This window comes from Ochrobactrum quorumnocens, from assembly GCF_002278035.1.
Lineage (GTDB): Bacteria > Pseudomonadota > Alphaproteobacteria > Rhizobiales > Rhizobiaceae > Brucella > Brucella quorumnocens.
Window position 1 is genome coordinate 24,645 of record NZ_CP022603.1, and the last position, 23,420, is coordinate 48,064.

Below are 23,420 nucleotides of genomic sequence, written 5' to 3' on the forward strand. Positions count from 1 at the left end.
CATTGGCGGCTCTTTTGACCGTTTATGCTGATGCATTTCTCCCTGAAGTTGCGTTATCGGCCCATATACCAGTTGGGCAGCCACATCGCGATCTGCGGAAAGATCATCAGAATGATGATGGTCAGCACCATGAGGAAGAAGAATGGCACGATGGATCGATAGATATCCATCAGCGTCACCTCTTTTGGCGCCAACGCTCGCATCATGAAGAGATTGTACCCGAATGGCGGCGTGATGTATGCGATCTGGCAGGTGATCGTATAAAGAATGCCAAACCAAATGGGGTTGAAGCCGAGGCTCTTCACCAACGGGATATACAGAGGTGCCACAATGACCAGCATGGCGGTGTCATCAAGAAACATGCCCAATATGATGAAGGAAAAGAGCATCAGGATCAGAATTGTCCAGGGCGACAAATCAAAAGTGCCAAGCAAAAGCCGCTCGATTGCCTTGACCGCGCCAAGACCGTCATAGACCGACGAAAAGCAAAGGGCCGCCAGAATGATCCAGAGGAACATGCAGGTGATGGTCAGCGTATTGCGGGTGGTGGTCTCCCAAACAACTTTCGTCAGACGCTTGCTGAACAACGCTGCAAGAGTTGCCAGAAGAGCACCAATGGCTGAGCTTTCAACGAGGCTTGTAACACCCGTGAGAAACAGCCCCATCATGGTGCCAAAGATGACAAGTGGAAGTAGCCCCACCCGCAGGGACGAGATGCGTTCGCCCCAGGTAATGCGTTCCAGCTCTTCCTTGGGCAAGGTCGGTCCAAGCTCAGGATTTATGCGGCAGCGTATGTAAATGTAGATGGCAAAAAGTGCAGCCATCAGCAAGCCTGGGCCGATGCCTGCCAGCCAGAGCTGCAGGACCGGTTGTCGGGCGATCATGGCGTAAAGCACCAGCACCACGCTTGGTGGGATCAGAATGCCGAGCGAACTGCCAGCCTGAATGACGCCTGTCACCATAACCTTGTTATAACCGCGCTTGAGAAGTTCAGGCAGAGCAACGGTTGCACCAATTGCCATGCCCGCGACGCTCAATCCGTTCATGCAGGAAATGATGACCATCAGGCCGATGGTGCCCAAGGCCAGCCCGCCGCGAATGCCGCCAAACCAGACATGGAACATACGATAGAGATTACTAGCAATGCCGGATTCCGACAGCATATAGCCCATGAATACAAAGAACGGCACGGTTATGAGCGGATACCAGTTCAATACCGCGAATGTGGCATTGTAGGGCATCTCGAACGAGCCTTTGCCCCAGAGCAGAAGTGCCGCGATTGTGCCCACAAATCCGATCACACCGAAGACGCGCTGACCCGTCATCAGCAGCACCATCATCGTGGCGAACATAAAAAGCGTGATGAATTCCGAGCTCATATGTGGTGGCCTTCCTCAATCGCAGGGCCTGCAACGGTGTCGATTGGTTTCCCCCGCCAGGATGCCCAGTCCTTGAAGAAATTAGAGAGGCATTGAAGAAGCAGAAGGAAGATGCCTACCGTCATGATGAGCTTGATTGGCCACAAAACCGGTGCCCAGGCCGTATAATTCTTCTGGCTATAGACGATGGCGTAGTTGGTGGAAGAAATCCCGCCCATTACCATCACGCCCAGATAGAAGATGATGAAGAGGATGGTGATCATGTCAGTGATCGCCTTCCTGCGCGGGCTCAGGCGATCAAAGAACAGATCCATACGCACATGCGCGCCTTGTTGCATGGCATAGGCTCCGCCAAGCAGATAATAGGCAGAAAGAAGGAACTGGGACATTTCCAGCACCCAGTTTACCGGCACACCCAGTACAACGCGCGAAAAGGTTGAATAGAGAAGGCAGGCACCAAGTACGAAAAACAGATACATGGCAAAGCGCCCGACATAATAATTCAGCGCATCAACATATTTGACGAACAGTCTGATCGGCTTCGGCATTTCCCGCTCCTTCAGGCCTTCGGTCTTGTGAGTTGGAGTTGAGGGTCCAGCGTCTTCGCAATATCCGTGAAGATGGTTGCAAGTCGTGCTGCCCAGGCGTTTTGTTTGTTTTTGCTGGTGATTTCGTTATTGCGGAGCTCAATCATCACGCAAGGCATATTGCGCGGCTGTGCATGACGCTCCAGCGTGTAATAGACCCGATCTGCAGGTGAATATGGCTCATTCACTCCGACATTAAGGGCCTTATCCCGCTTCAAAGCAGCGATTAGTGGTGCGGCGATACGGTCATCCCGATCATGAATAATGCCGATCTGCCAGGGGCGCGAAACACCGCGATAAATCGGTGTGAAAGAATGGATCGTAACCACCCATGATGCCTGACCGCGCGCTGCGCGGGCATTGATGACCTCTTCAATGCGGCGGTGAAACGGCCTGTGCGACAGATCAATCCGCGCGGTTCTTTCCATAGAGCCGAGATCATGGTTGCCGGGAACAACTGTCGTTTCGCTAATCTCAGGAATAAGATCCCGCGCATCGAGAGGCCGGTTGCAATCGATAAGCAAACGTGAAAGGCCGGCTTCAACAAGAGGGGCATCAAGTGCGGCGCTTAAATGCCGTGCGATCTCAACCGCGCCAGGGTCCCATGCGATATGCGCGTTGAGAGCTTCTGCGTCGAGCCCAAGCCCGTCGAAACTATCCGGTATAAAATTAGATGCGTGCTCGCAAACGAAGAGATAGGGGCTTTTCCCCTCCTCGTTCACAACAAAATACGGCTCAAAAGACACAGCTCCAATAGCCGCGCGATTATCTCGCTCGTCCGTCATTCTGCTTGTTCCCCGCGCTGTAACTTATGTTACGTTTTTTACGTTTATGCGCTATTGCGGATTATTTGATACGCCGTATGATAATTTGTCAAACACAATTTTGCCCAAATTGGAAAAGAGCTGCCAGAATGGAAAATGCCGCAATGACGAGCACAAGCGTCGCGGAACTGATTAACGAACGTATTGACGCCATGCCCGCGGGTGAACGCAGTGCGGCGCAGACCTTGATTGCGAATTATCCCATGTTGGGACTTAAGACTGTGGCCGAGTTTTCCGCACAGGCGGGTGTTAGTTCGCCCACGATCCTACGGTTCGTTAACCGCCTTGGTTTTCAGAATTACCCCGATTTTCAAGCTCGGTTGCAGGATGAACTTGCAGCTCAGCTTCAGTCACCGCACCATCGTAATGAGCATCCCGAAAAGGGCAGGGATGCTGCTTATCCGGCAGTGGAACATACGCTTGAGAACATCCGCGAGACCTTCCGTCACTTGGGCGAGAAGCAATTGCGACAGGTGGTTTCGGCACTCAGCAATTCCAAGGGTAATGTTTATCTGATCGGCGGGCGCTTCACTGACCCGATTGCACAATATATGGCGGCGCATATGTCGATCATTCGCCCGCATGTGTTTCATCTGGGCGGACAGGAAAGTGTGTGGCGAGATCGCTTGTTGGATATGGGCAAACGGGATGTTCTGGTCGTCTTCGATATTCGCCGTTATCAGGACAGTCTGTTGAAGCTTGCAGAGAAAGCAAGGGGGCGAGGCGTTGAAGTCGTCCTGATTACGGATCAGTGGCTTTCACCCATCGCGCGCGTGGCACGTCACGTATTGGCAGGCCGTATTACCGTGCCTTCCGCATGGGACTCATCGGCAGCGCTTTTCGTGCTGGCTGAAACAATTATCCGCGAAATGACGCGAGCTTTGGAGCAGGATAGTGCTGCGCGCATCGCTGAACTTGAAGCACTCCGCTAGATACTTTCTTATAAAGAACCTAAAGTTTTTGATGGCCTCCGCCATCTATTTTCCCGCACGTGAGATGCGCCGATCTGATCGATAATACTTTGATAATATTATAAATTAATCTGATTCTATCGGATGGTGAGGCCGGGTTTCTTACGGCCAAATTCTCACAATTTTACCCTCTTGGATAAGCCAGAGACGTTTCTTTCTCGCGCAAAAGCGCGGAAAAGAAGCTTGACTCAACTTATGACATAAGTCATATGACAGATGCTGTGTCAGCCTGATGAGGATCAGGGCAGAAACAAAAGGCACTGCGGGAGGAAATGTCGAAGTGCCATGGGACGGTGCTTGGGCAGAAAAAGCTGGAGGAAATCATGATCTCGAAATTGTTGAAGCGTTTTGCGCTTGCTGCAACTTTCGCTTCTGCCTTGTGCGCTGGTGCATCATCAGTCATGGCGCAATCTTTGTCTGACATTACTGGAAAAGGAACTGTCACGGTCGGTGTACTGACAGGCATTCCGCCATACGACACGGTTGATGCAAGCGGCAAAACCGACGGGTTTCTCGTCGAAGTCGCACGTGATGCCGCAAAGGCACTCGGCGTTAATCTGGAAATCGTGCCGGTAAATAATGCTTCGCGCTCGGCAGCGCTTGAGTCCGGGCGTGTAGACTTTCTGATTGCACAGATGACCGCAACGCCAGAGCGCGCCAAAACCTTTCTGATGACCAACCCTTATGGCGCTTATGAAATGCGCTTCATTGCTGCAAAAGACCTCAAGGTTGAATCTTTGCAGGACCTTGCAGGCAAGCGCATCTCGGTGCCGAAGGGCAGTACGCAGGATGTTGCGGTAAGTGGTTATGGCATCGAAGGGCTTGAAGTTGTCCGTTTCGATGACGATGCGCTTGCAATGCAGGCGCTGATTTCGGGGCAGGTTGATGCCACAGCAGCAGTTGCAACGGTTGCCGAAGACATCATCAAAAAGCGGAACCTCACCAATCTTGAAATCAAGAAAGATGTGCCGATCTTTACGCTCTACTGGTCTATGGCCACGCGCAAGGATGCATTTGAGCTTCATCAGTGGCTGAATAATTTCATCTACTACGAAGAAGTTACGGGCCGTCTGAATGAACTCCATCAAAAGTGGATTGGTGGCCCAATTCCGGGTGGAAAACTCCCGACATTCTAAGCCCTTTCTGTCTGATCGGCGTCGCATGCTGAAATGTATGCGACAGTCCGTTCCTTCATGCCGTGTTCCTTGTGCGATGTTTGGATCGACCGAAGAATAAGCATAAAAGTTAAAGTGTTACGGCGTCTCGTCATCTCTTTTAGCGCCGCTGTTAACTCTGAAAGATCAACACAATGGCCTATGTGATGGACTTCGCTCCGGTGTTTGCCCGAGCTCCAGAGCTTGTAACCGGCGCAATCAACACGATAATTCTGTCTGCGGAGGCGATCGCTATCGGCCTGACGATCGGTCTTGCTGTGGCTCTGCTGCGGTTCAACGGTCCTCGTTGGGGCAGGAATATCGGCGCGATCTACGTCGAAGCATTCCGCAACACACCGCTTCTGGTGCAACTCTTCCTGATTTATTTCGGTTTGCCATATACAGGGATCAAACTCGATGCCAATCAGGCAGCAATTTTTGCGGTGTCGCTCAATCTTGGCGCCTATTCGGCGGAGATATTTCGCGCTGGTCTGGTTGCAATTCCGAAGACCCAGATTCAGGCTGGACTGGCACTTGGTTTGTCGCAGCCGCAGGTCATGCGCTATGTAGTTTTGGTTCCAGCCTTGCAGATTGTGTATCCTGCACTAACGGGACAGCTGACGCTGACTTTGTTGGGCACTTCAATTGTGTCGGCGGTTTCAGCAAAAGAACTGACCATGGCGGCGGGGACCATCGAGTCCCAGACGTTCAGAAGTCTTGAAACCTTCCTGATCGTGGCTGCCATCTATATCTGTATCACCTTCTTTTTCCGCTTCATCTATATGCTGTTTGGCCTTTGGCTGTTCCGCCGCCGCGTGGATGTCAGCAATGAGACGGCTGCATTGATGCTCGACGTACAGGAGCAAAAGCCATGATCCAGTCATTCGGATGGACAAGCATACAGTTCCTGATCCAAGGCCTTTGGTGGACGGTCGGTCTTTCACTCATCACTTTTGTCTGCGGCGGTTTTCTCGGATTGCTCTTTGCGCTGGGTCGCTCGCTGGGACCAAAATGGCTGCGCTGGATCATCATGGGCTATATCCAGCTCGTGCAGGCAACGCCGCTTCTGATCCTGTTGTTTCTGTCGTTCTACGGTTTGAGCTTTCTTGGGTTCTACTTCCCGCCATTGGCTGCCGCAGCGATCTCGCTGACGATTTATACGACGGCCTTTTTGGCGGATATCTGGCGCGGATGTATTGAATCCATTCCGCGTGCCCAGTGGGAAGCCTCGGACTCACTCGCGCTCAGCGGACCACAAACACTGCGTTATGTGATCCTGCCGCAAGCTTTCCGGATCGCACTTGGGCCAACAGTCGGTTTCATGGTGCAGGTGATCAAGAATACTTCGGTAACGGCCCTGATCGGCTTTGTCGAACTCACCCGTGCCGGGCAGCTTCTCAACAATATGACCTTTCAGCCTTTCCACGTCTTCCTGACGGTTGCGGTGATGTATTTCGCCCTTTGCTATCCGTTGTCGTGGTGGAGCGAGAAATTAAAGGAGCAGAAAAATGCCAGCGCTGCGCATTGATAACCTGCAAAAATCTTTCGGATCTCTTCCGGTTCTCAAAGGGGTGAACCTTTCGGTCGAACCCGGCGAAACAGTCGCGGTGATCGGACGGTCCGGTTCAGGCAAGAGCACCATGCTTCGCTGCATTAATGGGCTTGAGCTCTTTAATGCCGGATCGATTGAGGTAGTTGGACACAAGCTCGATGGCACCAACAAACGCTTGCGTGACTTGCGCAAGGAAGTCGGCATGGTGTTCCAGAGCTATAATCTGTTTCCCCATCTGACGGTCGCTGAAAACATCAAGCTGGCACCACGCATCGTCAAAAATGTACCCAAGGCGGAGCAGGATGCACTCGTTGATGAAGTGCTGTCGAAAGTCGGCCTGCTTGAGAAGAAAAACGCTTATCCGGATTCCTTATCCGGCGGGCAACAACAGCGCGCAGCCATTGCACGTTCGCTGGCGATGAAGCCGAAAGTCATGCTGTTTGACGAAGTGACCTCGGCGCTTGATCCCGAGCTGACCGGCGAGGTTTTAAAGACCATAGCCGAACTCGCCAAAACCGGCATGACTATGCTTCTGGTTACGCATGAGATGGGTTTTGCCCGTCGTGTCGCGACCCATACCGTTTTCATGCACGAGGGCAAAGTCTGGGAGGCTGGCCTTTCCGAAGACCTTTTCGCAAATCCTAAAACGCCGGAGCTGCAGGCCTTTATTGCCTCCGACGTGAAGTAATCCAACTAAATTCTATTCCCCACATAACAACTGACTCAAGGAGAGAGCAGTGCCTGTAGTTGAAAATCTTAAACTGGCCGAAAAGCTACGCAATGGCGAAGCGACATTCGGTACGACATTCTACACCGGTTCGACGACAGCAATCGAAGTTGCTGGCAACTGGGGTCTGGATTTCGCATTCATTGACGCCGAACATACACCGGTCAATGTAGATACCCATATGGAAAAGCTGGTGATGGCAGCGCTTCTGTCGGGTATTGCGCCGCTGGTTCGCGTTCGCGGCACCAATGAATGGGATATCCGCAAGTCGCTCGAAATCGGCGCAACCGGCGTTATCGTACCGCAGGTCAATACAGCGGAACAGGCCCGCGCTATCGTGCGGGCTGCAAAATTCCCACCTTATGGTCGTCGTGGTGGTGATGCGTCCTGCCGTGCCGCAGGATTTGCCGGACCGGGCTTTCAATGGTCGTCCTATATGGAACGTGAGAACGCCAATAAGCTTGTAATCCCAATGGCTGAGAGCTTTGAATTCTTCGACAATATCGATGAAATTCTCGACGTCGAAGGCATTGACGTCATCAACTTCGGCCCAGCCGATTACTCAATCTCGCGCCGCATTTCCATCGACTATTCGATGTCGCATCCGGAAGTTGACGAGAAGCTGAGCGAGCTCATTGAGAAGTGCCATGCGCGCGACATCAAGGTTATGGCCCCATGCATTCCGCCGGTTGCTGAAAGCGTGACTGCGCTCAAGAAGAAGGGCGTGGACATGATCATCATGGGCAATGACGTGATGTTCCTCAATGAAGGAAACCGTCGCGCACGCGAAGCCATCGACACGTCGGCCAAGGCATAAAATCTGCGAGGAGAACACAATAATGACTGATATTTTTAGCGTCAAAGACCGCGTTGCGGTTGTAACAGGCGGACTTGGGCAGCTGGGAACGCAGTTTTCCAAGTCGCTGGCCGAAGCCGGTGCAAAAGTGGCGATCTTCAGCCGTCGCCCGTTCACACGTGAGCAGATTTCTGAAAAGTTTCCCGGACTTGAAGACCGCATCCGCGTCTATGAAGCCAGCGTCACCGACAAGACTGCGCTGGAAGCTGCGACCAAGCAGTTGATCGCCGATTGGGGCGTGCCACATGTGCTTGTCAACAATGCGGGCATCGATTCAAAGCCAGACGGTTCAGCAGAGCAGAATGCACCGTTCGAGGTCTATCCGCAGAAATTCTGGGATGACATCATCGATACCAACCTCACCGGCGTTATGCTCACCAGTCAGGTTATCGGCAGCTACATGGCTTCTGAAGGTCGGGGTTCGATCATCAATGTTGGCTCGATCTATGGTCTGGTTTCACCCAATCAGGCACTTTACGCCTATCGTGAAAAGCGCGACGGCGTCCCCTTTATCAAGGCGATTTCCTATGCGGCTTCCAAGTCGGGCCTGATCAATCTCACGCGCTATCTTGGCACCTATTGGGGTGAAAAGAACGTTCGTGTGAACCTGATTTCGTTTGGTGGTGTGAAGACCGCAAGCTTCGATAAGGAATTCATCGATGCCTTCCTTGATCGCGTGCCAATGCGCCGTCAGGCCGAGATCAATGAATATAACGGTATCATCCGTTTCTTGGCATCCGATGCTTCGTCTTACATGACCGGTTCGAATGTCGTGGTGGATGGTGGTTTTACAGCTTGGTAATTGTTGAGGTTTTCCCTGACTGAATGGGAGCCGGAATTGCTTGCGAATATGTCGAAAACTTGACATATAATGCGATTTTACATATGACATATGTCATAACTCTAATTTATAAAGAAGTGCCTTATCTCGGGCTTCGGAGCTGTAAAATGGTGATAGGTTCGGTCTCTCCACATGTCGATCGCGGCAAGCTGCATATGCATATTGTTGCAACGATCGAGGCACGCATTCTGTCAGGGGAACTTCAAGTCGGAGAACGTCTTCCGTCAGAAGCGGAAATTGGCAGGACATTCGGTGTCAGCACGCGATCCGTTCGCGAAGCCATGCAGGTTCTTGAGACCAAAGGTCTTGTGCGCCGCAAGCACGGTGAGCGAGCCGAGGTGGTGCGGGATGATGTGGGCGAATTCATGGATTCGCTTGTCTCGTCTGTTGGATCACTCTTTGCGCGTGATTCCTCCTATCTCGTTCAGGCGATGGATGTACGTCGTCTGATCGAAGTGGACGTGGCTGGGCGTCTTGCATCGGGTGAGGGGCAGTTGCGCGATGGCGTCACAGCAGCGCTCGATGTCATGCGCCAGTCTGCCGGGGATAATGATTTTTCCCGCTTCGCAGAGGGTGATGCGGCCTTTCATAGGGCGCTGGTTCAGTCTTTGGGCAATGAAATTCTGTCTTCCTTACATGCAAACCTGCACTCGCTGATTTCAGAAGTGATCAAGGTTTCAAGCCGGGTCCCGCGCAAGAAGTTGAGTGCGGGGCTTGCAGAACATGAGAATATTTACGGGCTGATCGCAGCAGGTAAAGCCGGTGATGCGCGCGAAGCAATGCGTGAACACATCACCAACAGCACAGCTTATCTCGAACAGGCGATCAGACAATCCAGAAACAGGCCTGAAACGGGCTAAAACGGAAGAACGAAACAATGAGCAGCTATGATTATTCGCGCGTCAACTGGGATGCCATCAAGCGTCTTTCGCGCTGGTACTCCGGCGACATTCAGGACGTCATGGACAAGCACGGCTTTTATGGCTTTCTGCAGGGTCTCAGCCTGCAAAGCGTGTTGAAGCCTGGTCAGGTTATTTGCGGTCCCGTTCACACTGTTCTTTATGAAAAAAGCACCCGGACCGGTCAGCCACAGGATGTCTATCACGGCACGATTGATACAGTCGTTGATGGCGGTATTTTGCTGGTGGATGCATCTTGTGCCGAAGGTTCGGGTACAGGCGAACTGATGTCGACCGGTGCAAAAACTGCAGGCGCTGCTGCAACCATCGTCAATGGCACGGTGCGCGATATCGCCGAGGTGAAGAAGCTCGACTACCCGCTGTTCGCGCGCGGTGTAAGCCCGGTCGGCGTATCGGGACGAATGGAGCCAACCAAGTCGCAGGTTGAGCTGAACATCAATGGCGTTCGCGTGCGTCCGGGCGATGTGATCTTTGCTGATATCTCCGGTGTCGTGGTTATCCCGGAAGAACTGGTTGCCGTCATAGCGGACGACGCAGATGCCAATGGCGATGGAGAAATCCAATGCCGTGAACGCATTTTGTCTGGTGAGAAGCTGCAGAGTGTTTGGCCTTTGGGATCAACCGGTCCTGTCTGATCAGAGCAGTTAAACCGCTTGTTGAGGACAAAGCATCGGTTCCAGAGGAGGAGACCACATGCAGGATATCATTCTTGTCGCCAACGGTGACTTGCGTGAAAGCGCAAACATTCAATGCTGGCCGGAACAGGCCAGTATGGAAAGTCGCCTGATCGCGGCAATCGAAAAACTGGGTCGGAAAGCGTCGCGCGGACATGGCGTTGATCCAAAAACCGGCCACGGTTTCATCGCCACGCAAAAGCAGGGCATTGAGGTCTTCTCCAAGATTGATCGCCATGCGCCACTGATTGTTGCCGAGGCAGTCTGGCAATATTCGCAGAACGTTCTGGCCGGATTGATTGCCCATCGCGGACCAATCCTGACAGTTGCCAACTGGTCGGGAACCTATCCCGGTTTGGTTGGGCTGCTCAATCTCAACGGATCGCTGACCAAGGCAGGTGTTGAATATGCGTCGCTCTGGAGCGAGGATTTCACGGACCAGTGGTTTCTCGACAAGCTTGATGAATGGCTGAAAACCGGCAAGATTGCCTCACATGATACATCCCATGTGACGCCGTTTGATAACGCGCAGGTGCCGCCGCATCTTGTCGAACAGGCTTCGCACATCGCCAAAGACCTCATTGAAAATCGATCCATTATGGGTATTTTCGATGAAGGCTGCATGGGAATGTATAATGCGATCATTCCCGACGAACTGTTGTTTCCATTGGGCGTCTTCAAAGAGCGCCTGTCTCAGTCAGCGCTTTATCATGCGGCAATCAATGTTTCGCAGGATGAGGCCTGGCAGGCTTATCAATGGTTGCTCGATGCCGGGATGACCTTTCATCTTGGCAAAGACGATGCGCAGGAGTTGACGGAAGCGCAGGTGATTGGTCAATGCCAGACCTATATCGCTGCTGTGCGCTTGGCAGAGCAGTTTGGGTGCGAAACAATTGGCATTCAATATCAGCAGGGTTTGAGAGACTTGCTCCCAGCGTCCGATCTTGTTGAAGGGCTGCTCAACAATGAGGATCGCCCGCCAGTGCGAAATGCGGAAGGGCAGATCATCCGTGACGGCAAGGCTGTGGTTCACTTCAATGAGGTGGATGAATGCGCCGGTCTTGATGCTTTGATGATCAACCGTCTGCATCGCGCTCTTGGGGAACCTGTCGAAACGACACTCCATGATCTGCGTTGGGGCGATGCGGATCATGGTGGCACGACGGGCGATTACGTCTGGGTGTTCGAGATTTCAGGTGCAGCACCACCGGCGCATCATGAGGGCGGTTATCGTGGCTCGGATTCTGTGCGCCAGCCACCGATGTTCTTCGCCAAAGGTGGTGGCACCCTGCGCGGCATTGCCAGGCCGGGTGAACTCATATGGTCGCGTATCTATGTTGAAGACGGGCGTCTCAAAATGGATATTGGCCGCGGACAAGCGGTGTCGCTCTCTCCAGAAGAGACCGAAAGGCGCTGGAACCTTACCAATCGCGAATGGCCGATGATGCATGGCGTGCTATATGGCGTAAGCCGCGATCAGATGATGGCGCGTCACAAGGCCAACCACATTCAGGTCGTCTATGCGAGTGACGCATCTGCAGCGGATGATGCGATGCTGGCCAAGGCAAGTCTCGCGCATCAGCTGGGCATTGAAGTTCATCTTTGCGGGACGCGTGCGAGCGGTTCTCCATTGCAATAGAACAGTAAAAAATCGGTTCCGATTTTCTGACCGATGTTGTAGCCAAGACCCTGCATGGCGCGCTGATTTTAGCGCGCCATGTCTCGGATGGGAGGCATAAAGTGGACGTATTTCTGGGTGTTGATGTCGGCACAGGCAGTGCGCGGGCAGGACTGTTTACACGCGATGGAGCCCTACTTGCGAGTGCTAAGCAAAATATTCGTATGTGGAAACAGGGCTCGGATATCGTCGAGCAATCCTCGGAAGATATATGGCAGGCTGTTTGCAACTCAGTGGCGGCAGCGCTGAAGCAGGCAAAAATTGCCCCGGAATCCGTCAAAGGCATTGGCTTTGATGCCACCTGTTCGCTGGTTATTCTCGACAAAGAGGGCAATCCATTGCCCGCGAGCCCTGCAGGAGAAGCGGAACGAAATATCATCGTCTGGATGGATCATCGTGCCCGCGAACAAGCCGAACGCATCAACGCGACAGCCCATCCCGTTTTGAAATATGTAGGTGGCCGCATTTCGCCAGAAATGGAAACACCGAAGCTGCTCTGGTTGAAGGAAAACAACCCTCAAACCTTCAATACCGCGGGCCTTTTTTTCGATTTGCCTGATTATCTCACCTATCGTGCAACTGGTAGCCATTCGCGCTCACTCTGTACAGTGGTTTGCAAATGGACCTATCTTGGCCATGAAAAACGCTGGGATGAAGACTATTTCCGCACTATCGGTCTTGGTGTGCTGGCCGATGAAGGTTTTGCCCGCATAGGAACTGACATCGTTGATATTGCGACCCCATTGGGGCAGGGCCTGACTGAGCAGGCTGCAAAGGAACTTGGACTTCTTGCTGGTACGGCTGTCGGCGCCTCTCTCATCGATGCCCATGCAGGTGGTGTGGGCACCATTGCAGGCATTGCGGACGGCGATAGCGCTGTCGATATGCGCTCACGGCTGGCGCTGATTATCGGCACCTCCGCCTGCACGATGAGTGTTACAGAGAAGCCTGCCTTTGTGGATGGCGTCTGGGGTCCTTATTGGGGTGCGATGATGCCTGGCCTCTGGCTCAATGAAGGCGGGCAGTCGGCATTTGGTGCAGCGACTGATTATCTGGTTGGTATGCATCCTTACAAGGCCGAGGCCGAGAAGGAAGCGGCAGCCAAAGGCCTGTCGCTCCTCGATTATCTTGAACAACTCGCTATCGATGCTGCGGGGGAGCTTTCAAAAGTGGCGTTTCTGGCAAAGGGGCTTCATGTCGTGCCGGAGTTTTTGGGCAATCGTGCACCAGATGCCGATCCCGAAGCCACTGGCACGATCACGGGTATCAAGCTTGATGCATCCCGCGAGAATCTGGTTCATCTGTTCGTCGCTGGCCTATGCGGACTGGCTTATGGCACAGCAGACATTCTAGACGCACTGACTGCCAAGGATATTCCCATCCGCTCGATAATCGTCAGTGGAGGTGCTGCACGAAGCGCGCTCATGCGCCGGATATTGGCCGATGCAACGGGACTGGAAGTGGCCCTGCCGACTTCAGCAGAACCAGTTCTGCTTGGCTCTGGTATCGCAGGTGCGAGCGCTTTTGAGAAAAGCGATTTGTCTCAAGTTGCAGCCAGCATGAGCGCCATTGCTGAAACAATTGAGCCGCAGAAAGGCTTGGTCAGCGAATTCCATGCTGCCAAGCGCGATATCTACAAAGATCTAAAGCGCAGCGAGCTCGCTGCGCGTCGGTTAATGCAGAAGTTCTGATCGGGATTATTTCCCTGCCTTCGGCGCTTTGAAGACGGGAAGTGGGTAAGTTTTGCCAAGAACGATCCCCGCTTCTCGTAAAACGTTTTCCGGCGCCGCAAACGGCTTGTGGATCCAGCGATCTGGCAGGGATGCGATTTCCGGCACCCATTCGCGCACATATGCACCACCGGTATCGAACTTCTCACCCTGTAGAATGGGATTGAACACGCGGAAATAGGGGGCCGCATCCATGCCGCATCCAGCAACCCATTGCCAGCTCCCCGGATTGCTGGCGATATCAGCATCAACCAGCGTATCCCAGAACCATTTTTCGCCTTCACGCCAGTCGATCTGCATATTTTTGCTCAACACGGATGCCACCAGCATTCGCACACGGTTATGCATCCAGCCTGTCGCCCAGAGCTGACGCATACCGGCATCAATCATCGGAATACCGGTTTTACCCTTCTTCCATGCCCCCAGTGCTTGCGGGTTACTTTGCCACTGAATATCGGCAAGCGTGTTGCGCATATCGTTTTCGGCAATGTCAGGACGATAATAGAGCTGGTGATAATGGAAATCGCGCCAGATCAGTTCGGAAAGAAACTTCTCGCCACCGGTCTGGGTGTTTGGATGCTCATCCATCAACGACAGCGTAGCGTACCATGCCTGTCGTGGGCTGATCTCTCCAAAGCGGAGGTGCGGCGAGAGTTTGGAGGTTCCTTCGACATCAGGCCGGTCACGATCACCAGCATAGTTTTGAATAGTTTCATCGAAGAAATGATATAACTGATCAATAGCCGCCGCTTCGCCTATCTCCCACAAACCAATCATCTTTTTTGACCAGAACGGTTGCTTGTAAGCTTCCCGCTTTTGCCTGCCCGTAGATTGCTCGGCTTTCCAGTCAGACGAGGAGAGCGGTCGGGTTACACCCTGCTGACGTAGCGTTCTGGCATAGGGTGTGAAGACCTGATAAGGACCGCCGCCACCTGTTTTGATCTCCCATGGTTCCGACAGAAGATTGCCAGCAAAGGATTCAACATTGAGGCCTTTGTCTTTTAATGTGGATTTGACGATTGAATCAACGTCCCGCTCCGGCGGAGCATAGCGCCGGTTCCAGAAAACGGCATCAAAGCCGTTTTCTTCGATCAGTTTTTCGATGATATCGAGTGCTTCGCCTCGCGCTACAAGCAAATTGACATTGCGTTCGTTGAGACTCTTTTCAAGCGAATTAAGGCTCTGCTCCAGCCACCAAAGCACAGCTCCGCCGGGCGAGCGCAATTGCTGATTGGTCTCATGTACATAAAGCGCTGTGATCTTGCCACCGAGCTTAACCGCGGCATGAAGGGCAGGGTTGTCGGCAAGGCGCAGATCATTGCGCAACCAGACAAGCACATTCGCAGTCATAGAATAACCCTTATTTGACAGGCTTCAAAAGATAGTGCCCGACACCCCAGGCATCACCATTTTCATGGCCAAATAGCCCGGCAGTTGCGAGAAAGAAAAGCCGCCAGCGGCGTGCCCAGAGGCCAGCATCCTGCACGTAAACCTGTTGCAGAATTGGCCTGATCTGATCAATCGAATTGTCGAAATTCTTGAGCCAATCCAAAGCTGTTTGCTGATAATGCCTGCCCGACCAGCGCCAGTCCTGTTCGACCGTGAAGAGATCGCCGAAGCGGTGGGGGAGATCGAAGGCGGGCATGATGCCACCTGTGAAGAAGTGATGGGCAATCCAGTCGGCAGGATTTTCATGATTGAAGCGATAGGAGCGATCGCGGTGGGTGAAGACATGGATGAACAGTCTGCCATCCGCGTGAAGCCATCCGCGGACGCGTTCAAACAATGATTGCCAGTTCGACATATGTTCGAACATCTCAACCGAAACCACCCGATCAAAGCGCTGGTCGATTGAAAAGTCGTTCATATCTGCTGTGATGACCGTGAGGTTTTTAAGACCACGCGTCGCTGCCTGTGCTTCAATATATGTGCGCTGTGGTGCAGAATTGGAGACTGAAACGACGTGAGAATTGGGGAAGTTCTCAGCGAGATAAAGCGAGAGTGAACCCCAGCCGCAGCCAAGCTCCAGAATATTCATTCCGTCCTTGATCTCGGCATGGCGCACAGTTTCGCTTAGCGCGTAGGTTTCGGCCTCTTCGAGGGTGGTGTTTTTATCGGGATAGAGACAGCAGGAATATTTGCGCTGCGGCCCCAGCGCCAGTTCAAAGAAATGCGGGGGCAATTCATAATGCTGGCGATTGGCGTCCTCGGTATGGGTGGCAACAGGAAAACTCTTCATGGTTCGAAGAAAATCCTGTTCGATATCTTCCGGCGTTTCCGCCAGCCGCCGCTTGGTGCGGCCGCAAAGATAATCGATACCCGCAAGCGTGATCGTATCGCTCAGAGGAACGCGCTCTGCAGCATTGATTGCGTATGCCAGCATATTCATGTTGAGGCTCCTGATCCGTGTGAATTGTTTCGGGGGCCGGGGAAAAACGCATTGACGCGGTGTTGAAGGGCGCGGCATTTTTCACCGCGTGATTTCAGCATGTGTTCTTCGAGCGGCGGGATGCCTGAGACATGCACCAGCAGCCAATACATCTGGATAGGCGCGAGCAACGACAGCCAACTCCATGGCGAGGTGGTGATCGCCATCAGTGGCCACGCGCACCAGAACAGCCATTCGAAGAAATAGTTTGGATGCCGCGAATAGGCCCATAGACCTGTTTCGCAGACTTCGGTTTTGGCCTCTGGTGTTTTGCGAAACTGTGCGAGCTGCGCGTCAGAAAGCGCTTCACCCGTGAGCGCTATTGCGATGATTGCAACCGCGATAACGTCCCAAAAATGCGGAAAGTCGGGTCGGCTTATTACCGCAAGATAGACTGCCAGAACCAGAATGAATGCGGCCAATGCCTGTATTTGTAAAAACCAGAAAAGGCGCTTTGAAGCATCAGCGCCCCATTCTTTCATAAGCTTTGCATAACGCGGGTCTTCACCATGTCCCATGCTTCTCTGGGTAATGTGCAAACCAAGACGCAGCGACCACATAAGAATAAGGAGCAGGATCGCTGAACGGCGCTGCCACGACGCATTTGCTAGAAGGACGGCGATAACAGACCCCACACCCACTGAGAACGACCAAATCGCATCGATCCAGCCGCTTTTGCCGGTCTTCTGCTCAAGCGCCCATGCAAAAACCATGATGGCAGACAGGCTTATCGCGACAATCAAAAGCAGACCGAGTTGCATGACAGACCTTTGGTCATGAGTGCATTTCCTACATGCAATACGTTCAGTCTTGCCTTTTGGTTTCCTTAGTCCGCTGAAAAAATAAAAAATTTCGGCACAGGATTGAACCAATTCCCTTCTCAAAACGTAAGACGATGAAAATGCAGCAAAGACACTGCAAAGAGAGGGACTTATGGATATCACGAACCATCCGGGCAGCTCTAAACGTCTCAAAGTCGCGGTTATCGGCAGCGGGATTTCCGGATTGTCGGCTGCGTGGCTCCTCTCGCAACGCCATCATGTCACTGTGTTTGAAGCGGAAAACCGCATCGGCGGGCACAGCAACACTGTCGAATTTGCAAGCAGCGCCGGAAGCGTCGCGGTTGATACGGGATTCATTGTCTATAATGAAGTAACCTATCCAAACCTGACAGCACTCTTCCGCACGCTAGAAGTCCCTACAGCCTCATCGAACATGTCTTTTGCGGTTTCAGTCGGAAATGGCGCCTACGAATATTCGGGCGGTACGGGACTGGGTTTATTCGCCCAACGCTCCAATCTCGTAAGCCCACGCTTCTGGTCGATGATCCGCGATCTTCTGCGCTTTTATCGCAATGCGCCCAAAGATTTGGAAATGATGGGCAGCATTTCACTTGATGATTATTTGACACGAAATGGTTATGGCAGAGCGTTTCGTGAGGACCATCTTTATCCAATGGCGGCTGCGATCTGGTCCACGCCTGCCATGGAGGTCGGGCGTTATCCGGCTGCAAGCTTTGTGCGCTTTTGCTGCAATCATGGCTTGCTTGATCTGCGGGGGCGCCCGATTTGGCGAACGGTGGAAGGCGGTAGCCGCGAATATGTGAAGCGTATCACGAAGCCTTATGCGGACAACATCAAACTCTCAACACCGATTAAAACAGTGCGGCGCTCTGGAAATGCAGTGGAGTTGGTCGATAGAAACGGTGTTTCCTATGCATTTGATGATGTGGTTATCGCAACCCATGCTGATCAGGCGCTACGAATGCTTGCCGATCCAAGCGTTGAGGAAAGCCACATTCTTGGTGCATTTCAATATTCCCGCAATGAAGCTGTGCTTCACCGCGATGCCTCACTTATGCCCAAGCGCCGCGCGGCTTGGTCGAGCTGGAACTATCTGACCAATTCAGCAACGGGACCATCGCAGCCATCGATCACCTATTGGATGAACCGCTTGCAGCCATTGGGCGCAGCTCCTGATACGTTTGTTACGCTCAACCCATGTCGTGCGCTGCGTGAGAATCTGGTCATCCGCCGCGAGATCTATGAGCATCCGATTTTCGACATGGCGACGAATCGCGCGCAGAAGGAAATCTGGTCTTTGCAAGGCCGACGGCGGACATGGTTCTGCGGGGCGCATTTTGGCTCAGGCTTTCATGAAGACGGCCTTCAGGCAGGATTGGCGGTTGCCGAAGACTTGGGCGGATTGCGCCGTCCGTGGCAGGTAGAGCAGGAAAGTGCACGCATCGTTCGCCACGCTGTACCCACCAGGGAAAGGGCGCTGGCATGACCGAGCCCTTCCAATCTGCGCTTTTTCCCGGCCACGTCACCCATACGCGCTTGCGGCCAAAGGTTCATAAGCTTGGCTACAAGATTTATTCGCTATTGCTTGATCTAGACGAGTTGGAAGCCCTTCACAGCAGGTTGAGGCTGTTTTCGGTCAATCGTTTCAATCTCTTTTCTTTCCACGAGAAAGACAGAGGTAACGGTTCAGTGACACCGCTTCGTGAGCAGGTGGAAGATGCCATGCGCGGTGCAGGCATTGAGCCGGATGGCGGTGCCATTAGATTGCTCACCATGCCGCGGATTCTTGGTTGGGCGTTCAATCCGCTCAGCGTCTTCTTTTGCTACAATCGCGGGGGCGAGTTGACTGCCATTTTGTGGGAAGTCGACAATACGTTCAAGCAACGCCACGGCTATATGATCCCTGTTGATGACGCGCAGAACGGTCGGATCGTTCAGAGCTGTGACAAGGCGTTTTACGTCTCACCCTTCATGGACATGAAGCTGCTCTATGAGTTTGAAGTGCTGTCACCGGCAGACAAACTCATGATCAGGATCAACAGCTTCGATGATGAAGGGCTGTTGCTGACCGCCCGTCATCTCGCCCGCCGGGTAAAGTTGAGCGATGCGGCGCTGTTGCGTGCCTTTTTTACCATCCCGTTTCTCACCTTGCGTGTTGTTGGCGGGATCCACTGGGAAGCGCTGAAAATTTGGGCGAAAGGCATAGGGTTTCGTAAGCGTCCGCAGCCCCCAAAGATACCCATCACGCATATCCGCAACGAGAACGCACCGCAGAGGAATAAAGCAGCATGAGCCAGCTTGACGATTTCTCTCATTTTCCGACTCCGGCTTCGCCGGTCCATGCAGGATTGAGCCCATCAACCCGCATATTACGACGGCTGCTCAATCAAGTCCGGCATGGTCGGCTGAACATTGTGTTGCCTTCAGGGACGTCGGTTTCAGCACAAGGAACCGTCCCCGGTCCTGAAGCCAACATTGCAATCAAAAGCTGGCGCTCGCTGCGCCGTCTGTTGACCGGCGGCGATATCGGTTTTGCTCAAGCCTATATCGATGGTGATTGGGAAACACCTGATCTGACGTCCGTCATTCGTTTTGCAGCCCGCAATCGCGACACGTTGCTTTCCACTTTGCGCGGATCACGCTGGATGCGGCTTATGCATCGGCTGGGACATTTGCTCAATGCTAATACAAAGCGCGGCAGCCGCAAAAACATTGAGGCTCACTACGATCTCGGTAATGATTTTTATCGCCGCTGGCTTGATCCATCGATGCTCTATTCATCGGCGATCTGGAACGAAAAGACGCCCACACTTGAAACTGCGCAGGAATATAAGTTGCAGTGCATTAGAGAAAAGCTGGCACTCGAAGGCGGCGAAAAAATTCTGGAAATCGGCTGTGGTTGGGGTGCCCTTGCGGGCTATCTGGCGGAACATGGCGATGCCTACGTAACTGGTATCACCTTGTCTCCGTCTCAGCTTGCATGGGCGAATGCAGGGGTGGCTGAGACCGGCCAAAGCGATGCAGTTGATCTGCGTCTTCAGGATTACCGCGATGTTGAAGGTCAGTTCGACCGCATCGTCTCCATCGAAATGTTTGAGGCAGTTGGTGAAGCCTATTGGCCTGATTATTTTGCCACGCTGAAGCGTTGTCTCAAAGCAGATGGTCGGGCCGTGCTGCAGATTATTTCGATAGAGGATGCCCATTTTGAGGATTATCGCCGCAAGGCAGATTTCATCCAGAAATTCATTTTCCCGGGCGGATTTCTGCCTTCAGACAAGGTGTTGGAGCGGCATCTCGCCAAGGCGGGAATGGTGTTGAAAGAGGTGGAGCACTTCGGCCACTCCTATGCCCAGACCCTTGCTGAATGGCGTCATCGTTTCGTGTCCAACTGGTCGGAAATCGAAAAGCTGGGCTTTGATCATCGGTTCCGGCGGCTGTGGGAATATTACCTTTGCTATTGCGAAGGCGGGTTTAAGGAAGGCGCGATCAATGTCGGCCTTTATACGATTGAGCATGAATAAAAATCGGGTCCACTGATGCAGGAGGCGTCGATGAAATGGATACTGACGATTACCATGATGATACTATTATTTCCCGTCTCGGCGCAGGCTACTGATATTAGTGGTAACTGGGCGCGGGGCGATGGCAAGGCGCGCGTTCGCATTGCCGAATGCGGCAAGGATATCTGCGCTACCAACACGTGGATCAAGCCCGGAACAGCCAAGGAAAAAACCGGTGACCGATTGGTCATGAGCATTAATCAAACGGCGGACGGCCAATATTCGGGCACTGCTTTCGATCCGCAACGTAATCTGACCTACAAAATCAGTGTGAAGGTGGACGGCGATAAAATGACGACTAATGGCTGCGTTCTGGCAGGTCTTTTATGCCGGAATGTCGGCTGGTCCCGTATTAATTGAGAGAGCGATGATATTGATGAAAACCTATTTCACCGCCTATCTGGTCACAGCAATCGCCTTTCTGGCGACTGATTCAGTCTGGCTCTCCAACATGGCAAATGTGTTCTATCGTCCTGTCATGGGCGATATGCTTGCGCCTGGCTTTCGCTTGGCACCGGCTATTGTTTTCTATGTGATCTTCGTGTTCGGACTGGTGTTTTTTGCGGTACGCCCGGGCCTTTTGGCTGGTAGCGCCACCGTAACGGTTGTTCATGGTGCTCTTTTGGGGTTTGTCGCCTACGCAACATACGATCTGACCAATCAGGCGACGTTAAAGAACTGGTCGTGGACTCTGACGATTGCTGACTTGATCTGGGGCACTGTCCTCTCTGCGGTGTCGGCCTATATTGGCTATTGGGTAACATCGCGGATCAGCGGATAGATTGGAATAAACATATGCAGAAATTGGGTCTTCTAGCCGTCTTCGCCTTCATCATTGTTGTCATTGGAATGGCAATCGGTATCGGCTTTCCGCCGGGCGAATGGTATGCGTCTTTGCAGAAGCCTTGGTTTACGCCTCCCAATGCAGCCTTCGGCCCTATCTGGACGATATTATATATCTTCATAGCCATTGCCGGGTGGCGTACCTGGATAAGCGATACGGGTTGGCAGCGTCGCGGACCTTGGTTTGGTCAGATGGTGCTGAATTTTCTCTGGTCGCCAATCTTTTTCGGGGCGCATCTGACAGTGCTGGGACTGATCGTCATTATTGGCGTTTGGCTTTGTGTGCTGCTGTTTATCATTCGTGCATGGAGGCCGGATCGAATATCGGCGCTGTTGTTTGTGCCGTATCTCGTCTGGCTATCGCTTGCGACTGCTTTGAACGCAGCAATTATCGCGCTGAACTAGAGCATTTTCAGCTTAATTTGAATCATTGAAATGCTCTATCTATTTCTTTTTACCGTATCTTGTTCCGAAATCTGGTTCCCACTTTTCGGGATGCGCTCTAAATGAAAGGCGGTACTCCTGCCGCCTTTTTTAAATCCCAATCAGAGGCTGGACCATCCGCATCAGCCAGCTCTGGAATTTGAGCGGAGCATCAGTCACTGCAAGACATATGCAATCACCACCGGGTGACGCAATCGGCTGATGCACCAGATCGGCATCTGCCTCTTCGATATCCCCACGCGCAAAAAGGCCAGTTCCGTCGTGAAAACTACCGCTGAGTACCAGCGTCAACTCGCGTCCGCCATGACCATGTTCAGGCACTGGCTTGCCAGCGGGAATTCTGAGCAAGCGCACATTGGTTTCACCATCATTGATCGCAATAGGCACCTGATAGGCGCCACGCCCAAGCGCTTTCCATTTCAGATCTGGCAGATCGCCACCGACATAAGATCTAAGAGGCTCCGGCAGAATTGCGGGTGTTGCAATGGGAGCTGAGGTTTTTGTTGGCTTTGGTTCGCGCAGGGATGGGTTTGCAAGCTTGCTTTTAATAGCGCCCCACGAACCCTCTTTGATTTCTTGCGGTTCTACGGTGTCCAGAAGCTGTCCGCCGATATCCTCAAAATGATTCAAACGCGAACGACATGCAGGGCAAAGCGCCAGATGTGTTGCGACAGCAATGCTCCAGCCTTCGGCAAGAGTGCCTGCAGCATAGCTTGAGAGAAGTTCGTCGCTAAGATGATGGTTGATACTCATCAGCGTTCTCCCGAATTATCGAGCGCTGTGCGCAATTTGGTGAACGCGAGCCGCAAACGGGATTTTACCGTTCCCAAGGGGAGGTTGAGCTTCTTTGCTATGGCGCTATGTGTACTTTCTTCGAAATAAGCCAGTTCCAGCAAAGCACATTGTTCTTTCGGCAGGTCGGCCATGGCAGCGCGCAATTGGCTCGCCGATTGTTGCTCCGCAATCCTCACATCGGCGGGTTGCTCTTCGTCAGGCACAAAGGCAGGGTCTGTGGGATCAAACTCTGGTCGGCGGGTGCGACGTACCGCATCAATGCGTTGATTGCGTGCAATCCTAAAAATCCAGGTCGACAAGGCTCCCTTTGAATAATCGAACTGGTCTGCCTTGTTCCAGACCGTAATCATTGTTTCTTGCATCAATTCTTCCGCTGTTTGCGCATCGGCAGACAGTTTGGCCATATAGGCTTTAACACGCGGTGCGAAATGTTTGAAAATCGCCTCAAATGCGTCCACGTCACGCCGAGAACTGACCGCCAGCATCAATTCCTCCAGAGAGGGCTGATTTTCAGAAGCAGTCCGTTCGTTCATCCCTATTGAATCCCGTATGCTCAAACGTGGCAATGCCAGAAGCTGCAAATTGCGCTGTGCTTTCTTGTGCCACGTCTGTGAGCCGAAGGAAACGTTTGTATTCATGAAGCCTCATACGAAG

At 52.7% G+C, this 23,420-nt stretch carries 25 protein-coding genes; 17 read left to right on the forward strand and 8 right to left on the reverse strand.

Annotated elements, in window-relative coordinates; all coding sequences use genetic code 11:
• Window positions 1-53 precede the first annotated feature (53 nt).
• The 3 genes from CES85_RS00275 to CES85_RS00285 are packed head-to-tail and all read right to left on the reverse strand — an operon-like array spanning window position 54 to window position 2,751.
• A complete protein-coding gene (locus CES85_RS00275) occupies window positions 54-1,379 on the reverse strand; it encodes a TRAP transporter large permease (protein ID WP_095444103.1) in 1,326 nt (441 codons plus the stop codon).
• Entirely contained in the window at window positions 1,376-1,927 is a 552-nt protein-coding gene (locus CES85_RS00280; RefSeq protein WP_095444104.1) for a TRAP transporter small permease subunit, read from the reverse strand. Before CES85_RS00280 ends, CES85_RS00275 begins: the two co-directional genes overlap by 4 nt.
• An 11-nt stretch (window positions 1,928-1,938) precedes the next feature.
• Window positions 1,939-2,751, reverse strand: coding sequence for an N-formylglutamate amidohydrolase (locus CES85_RS00285; RefSeq protein ID WP_095444105.1), 813 nt, complete (start codon window positions 2,749-2,751; stop codon window positions 1,939-1,941).
• A 128-nt stretch (window positions 2,752-2,879) separates the two neighbouring features.
• Here CES85_RS00285 and CES85_RS00290 point away from each other — a divergent pair, with 128 nt between their 5' ends.
• The 11 genes from CES85_RS00290 (at window position 2,880) to CES85_RS00340 (ending at window position 13,854) form a co-directional block, all read left to right on the forward strand.
• A complete protein-coding gene (locus CES85_RS00290; protein ID WP_095444106.1) occupies window positions 2,880-3,722 on the forward strand; it encodes a MurR/RpiR family transcriptional regulator in 843 nt (280 codons plus the stop codon).
• A gap of 362 nt (window positions 3,723-4,084) precedes the next feature.
• Window positions 4,085-4,897 (forward strand): transporter substrate-binding domain-containing protein, encoded by an 813-nt coding sequence (locus CES85_RS00295; protein WP_157743374.1) that lies wholly within the window; start codon window positions 4,085-4,087, stop codon window positions 4,895-4,897.
• 173 nt (window positions 4,898-5,070) lie between these two features.
• Window positions 5,071-5,790 carry an amino acid ABC transporter permease gene (locus CES85_RS00300; protein WP_095444108.1) on the forward strand — a complete coding sequence of 240 codons (720 nt, stop codon included), beginning with the start codon at window positions 5,071-5,073 and terminating at the stop codon, window positions 5,788-5,790.
• On the forward strand, window positions 5,787-6,443 hold the full coding sequence (locus CES85_RS00305) for an amino acid ABC transporter permease (RefSeq protein ID WP_024900186.1): 657 nt from the start codon (window positions 5,787-5,789) through the stop codon (window positions 6,441-6,443). Before CES85_RS00300 ends, CES85_RS00305 begins: the two co-directional genes overlap by 4 nt.
• The gene (locus CES85_RS00310; protein WP_095444109.1) at window positions 6,424-7,155 is read left to right on the forward strand and encodes an amino acid ABC transporter ATP-binding protein; all 732 of its coding nucleotides are present in this window, start codon (window positions 6,424-6,426) and stop codon (window positions 7,153-7,155) included. Before CES85_RS00305 ends, CES85_RS00310 begins: the two co-directional genes overlap by 20 nt.
• A 49-nt stretch (window positions 7,156-7,204) precedes the next feature.
• The gene (locus CES85_RS00315; RefSeq protein WP_094576063.1) at window positions 7,205-8,011 is read left to right on the forward strand and encodes an HpcH/HpaI aldolase family protein; all 807 of its coding nucleotides are present in this window, start codon (window positions 7,205-7,207) and stop codon (window positions 8,009-8,011) included.
• Window positions 8,012-8,033: 22 nt separating this feature from the next.
• Window positions 8,034-8,852: an SDR family oxidoreductase gene (locus CES85_RS00320; RefSeq protein WP_095444110.1), complete on the forward strand. Its 819-nt coding sequence runs from the start codon at window positions 8,034-8,036 to the stop codon at window positions 8,850-8,852.
• Between the two features lie 146 nt (window positions 8,853-8,998).
• The gene (locus CES85_RS00325; protein ID WP_024900190.1) at window positions 8,999-9,751 is read left to right on the forward strand and encodes a FadR/GntR family transcriptional regulator; all 753 of its coding nucleotides are present in this window, start codon (window positions 8,999-9,001) and stop codon (window positions 9,749-9,751) included.
• A 17-nt stretch (window positions 9,752-9,768) separates the two neighbouring features.
• The gene (locus CES85_RS00330; protein WP_095444112.1) at window positions 9,769-10,446 is read left to right on the forward strand and encodes an RraA family protein; all 678 of its coding nucleotides are present in this window, start codon (window positions 9,769-9,771) and stop codon (window positions 10,444-10,446) included.
• A gap of 58 nt (window positions 10,447-10,504) precedes the next feature.
• Complete coding sequence (locus tag CES85_RS00335; protein WP_095444113.1) at window positions 10,505-12,124, forward strand: fucose isomerase; 1,620 nt, start codon at window positions 10,505-10,507, stop codon at window positions 12,122-12,124.
• Window positions 12,125-12,225: 101 nt separating this feature from the next.
• Window positions 12,226-13,854, forward strand: a complete 1,629-nt coding sequence (locus CES85_RS00340) for an FGGY-family carbohydrate kinase (RefSeq protein WP_095444114.1) — start codon at window positions 12,226-12,228, stop codon at window positions 13,852-13,854.
• A 6-nt stretch (window positions 13,855-13,860) separates the two neighbouring features.
• On the opposite strand, the gene CES85_RS00345 is transcribed toward CES85_RS00340, so the two are convergent.
• From CES85_RS00345 to CES85_RS00355, 3 genes are read right to left on the reverse strand one after another with little or no spacing between them, the layout of a single operon-like run.
• The gene (locus CES85_RS00345) at window positions 13,861-15,243 is read right to left on the reverse strand and encodes a cryptochrome/photolyase family protein (protein ID WP_095444115.1); all 1,383 of its coding nucleotides are present in this window, start codon (window positions 15,241-15,243) and stop codon (window positions 13,861-13,863) included.
• A 10-nt stretch (window positions 15,244-15,253) separates the two neighbouring features.
• Complete coding sequence (locus CES85_RS00350; protein ID WP_095444116.1) at window positions 15,254-16,282, reverse strand: SAM-dependent methyltransferase; 1,029 nt, start codon at window positions 16,280-16,282, stop codon at window positions 15,254-15,256.
• On the reverse strand, window positions 16,279-17,082 hold the full coding sequence (locus CES85_RS00355) for a DUF1295 domain-containing protein (RefSeq protein WP_095444117.1): 804 nt from the start codon (window positions 17,080-17,082) through the stop codon (window positions 16,279-16,281). The genes CES85_RS00350 and CES85_RS00355 overlap by 4 nt, the downstream gene beginning before the upstream one ends.
• A 172-nt stretch (window positions 17,083-17,254) precedes the next feature.
• Here CES85_RS00355 and CES85_RS00360 point away from each other — a divergent pair, with 172 nt between their 5' ends.
• From CES85_RS00360 to CES85_RS00385, 6 genes are read left to right on the forward strand one after another with little or no spacing between them, the layout of a single operon-like run.
• Complete coding sequence (locus CES85_RS00360) at window positions 17,255-18,610, forward strand: NAD(P)/FAD-dependent oxidoreductase (protein WP_095444118.1); 1,356 nt, start codon at window positions 17,255-17,257, stop codon at window positions 18,608-18,610.
• On the forward strand, window positions 18,607-19,416 hold the full coding sequence (locus CES85_RS00365; RefSeq protein ID WP_095444119.1) for a DUF1365 domain-containing protein: 810 nt from the start codon (window positions 18,607-18,609) through the stop codon (window positions 19,414-19,416). The genes CES85_RS00360 and CES85_RS00365 overlap by 4 nt, the downstream gene beginning before the upstream one ends.
• Window positions 19,413-20,645 (forward strand): SAM-dependent methyltransferase, encoded by a 1,233-nt coding sequence (locus CES85_RS00370; RefSeq protein WP_095444120.1) that lies wholly within the window; start codon window positions 19,413-19,415, stop codon window positions 20,643-20,645. Before CES85_RS00365 ends, CES85_RS00370 begins: the two co-directional genes overlap by 4 nt.
• A gap of 30 nt (window positions 20,646-20,675) precedes the next feature.
• Window positions 20,676-21,044: a DUF2147 domain-containing protein gene (locus CES85_RS00375; protein WP_095444121.1), complete on the forward strand. Its 369-nt coding sequence runs from the start codon at window positions 20,676-20,678 to the stop codon at window positions 21,042-21,044.
• A gap of 16 nt (window positions 21,045-21,060) precedes the next feature.
• Window positions 21,061-21,465, forward strand: coding sequence for a DUF2177 family protein (locus CES85_RS00380; protein ID WP_095445635.1), 405 nt, complete (start codon window positions 21,061-21,063; stop codon window positions 21,463-21,465).
• A 14-nt stretch (window positions 21,466-21,479) separates the two neighbouring features.
• Entirely contained in the window at window positions 21,480-21,932 is a 453-nt protein-coding gene (locus CES85_RS00385) for a TspO/MBR family protein (RefSeq protein WP_095444122.1), read from the forward strand.
• Window positions 21,933-22,061: 129 nt separating this feature from the next.
• On the opposite strand, the gene CES85_RS00390 is transcribed toward CES85_RS00385, so the two are convergent.
• A complete protein-coding gene (locus CES85_RS00390; RefSeq protein ID WP_095444123.1) occupies window positions 22,062-22,724 on the reverse strand; it encodes a ChrR family anti-sigma-E factor in 663 nt (220 codons plus the stop codon).
• Entirely contained in the window at window positions 22,724-23,299 is a 576-nt protein-coding gene (locus CES85_RS00395; RefSeq protein WP_208636284.1) for a sigma-70 family RNA polymerase sigma factor, read from the reverse strand. Before CES85_RS00395 ends, CES85_RS00390 begins: the two co-directional genes overlap by 1 nt.
• Window positions 23,300-23,420 lie beyond the last annotated feature (121 nt).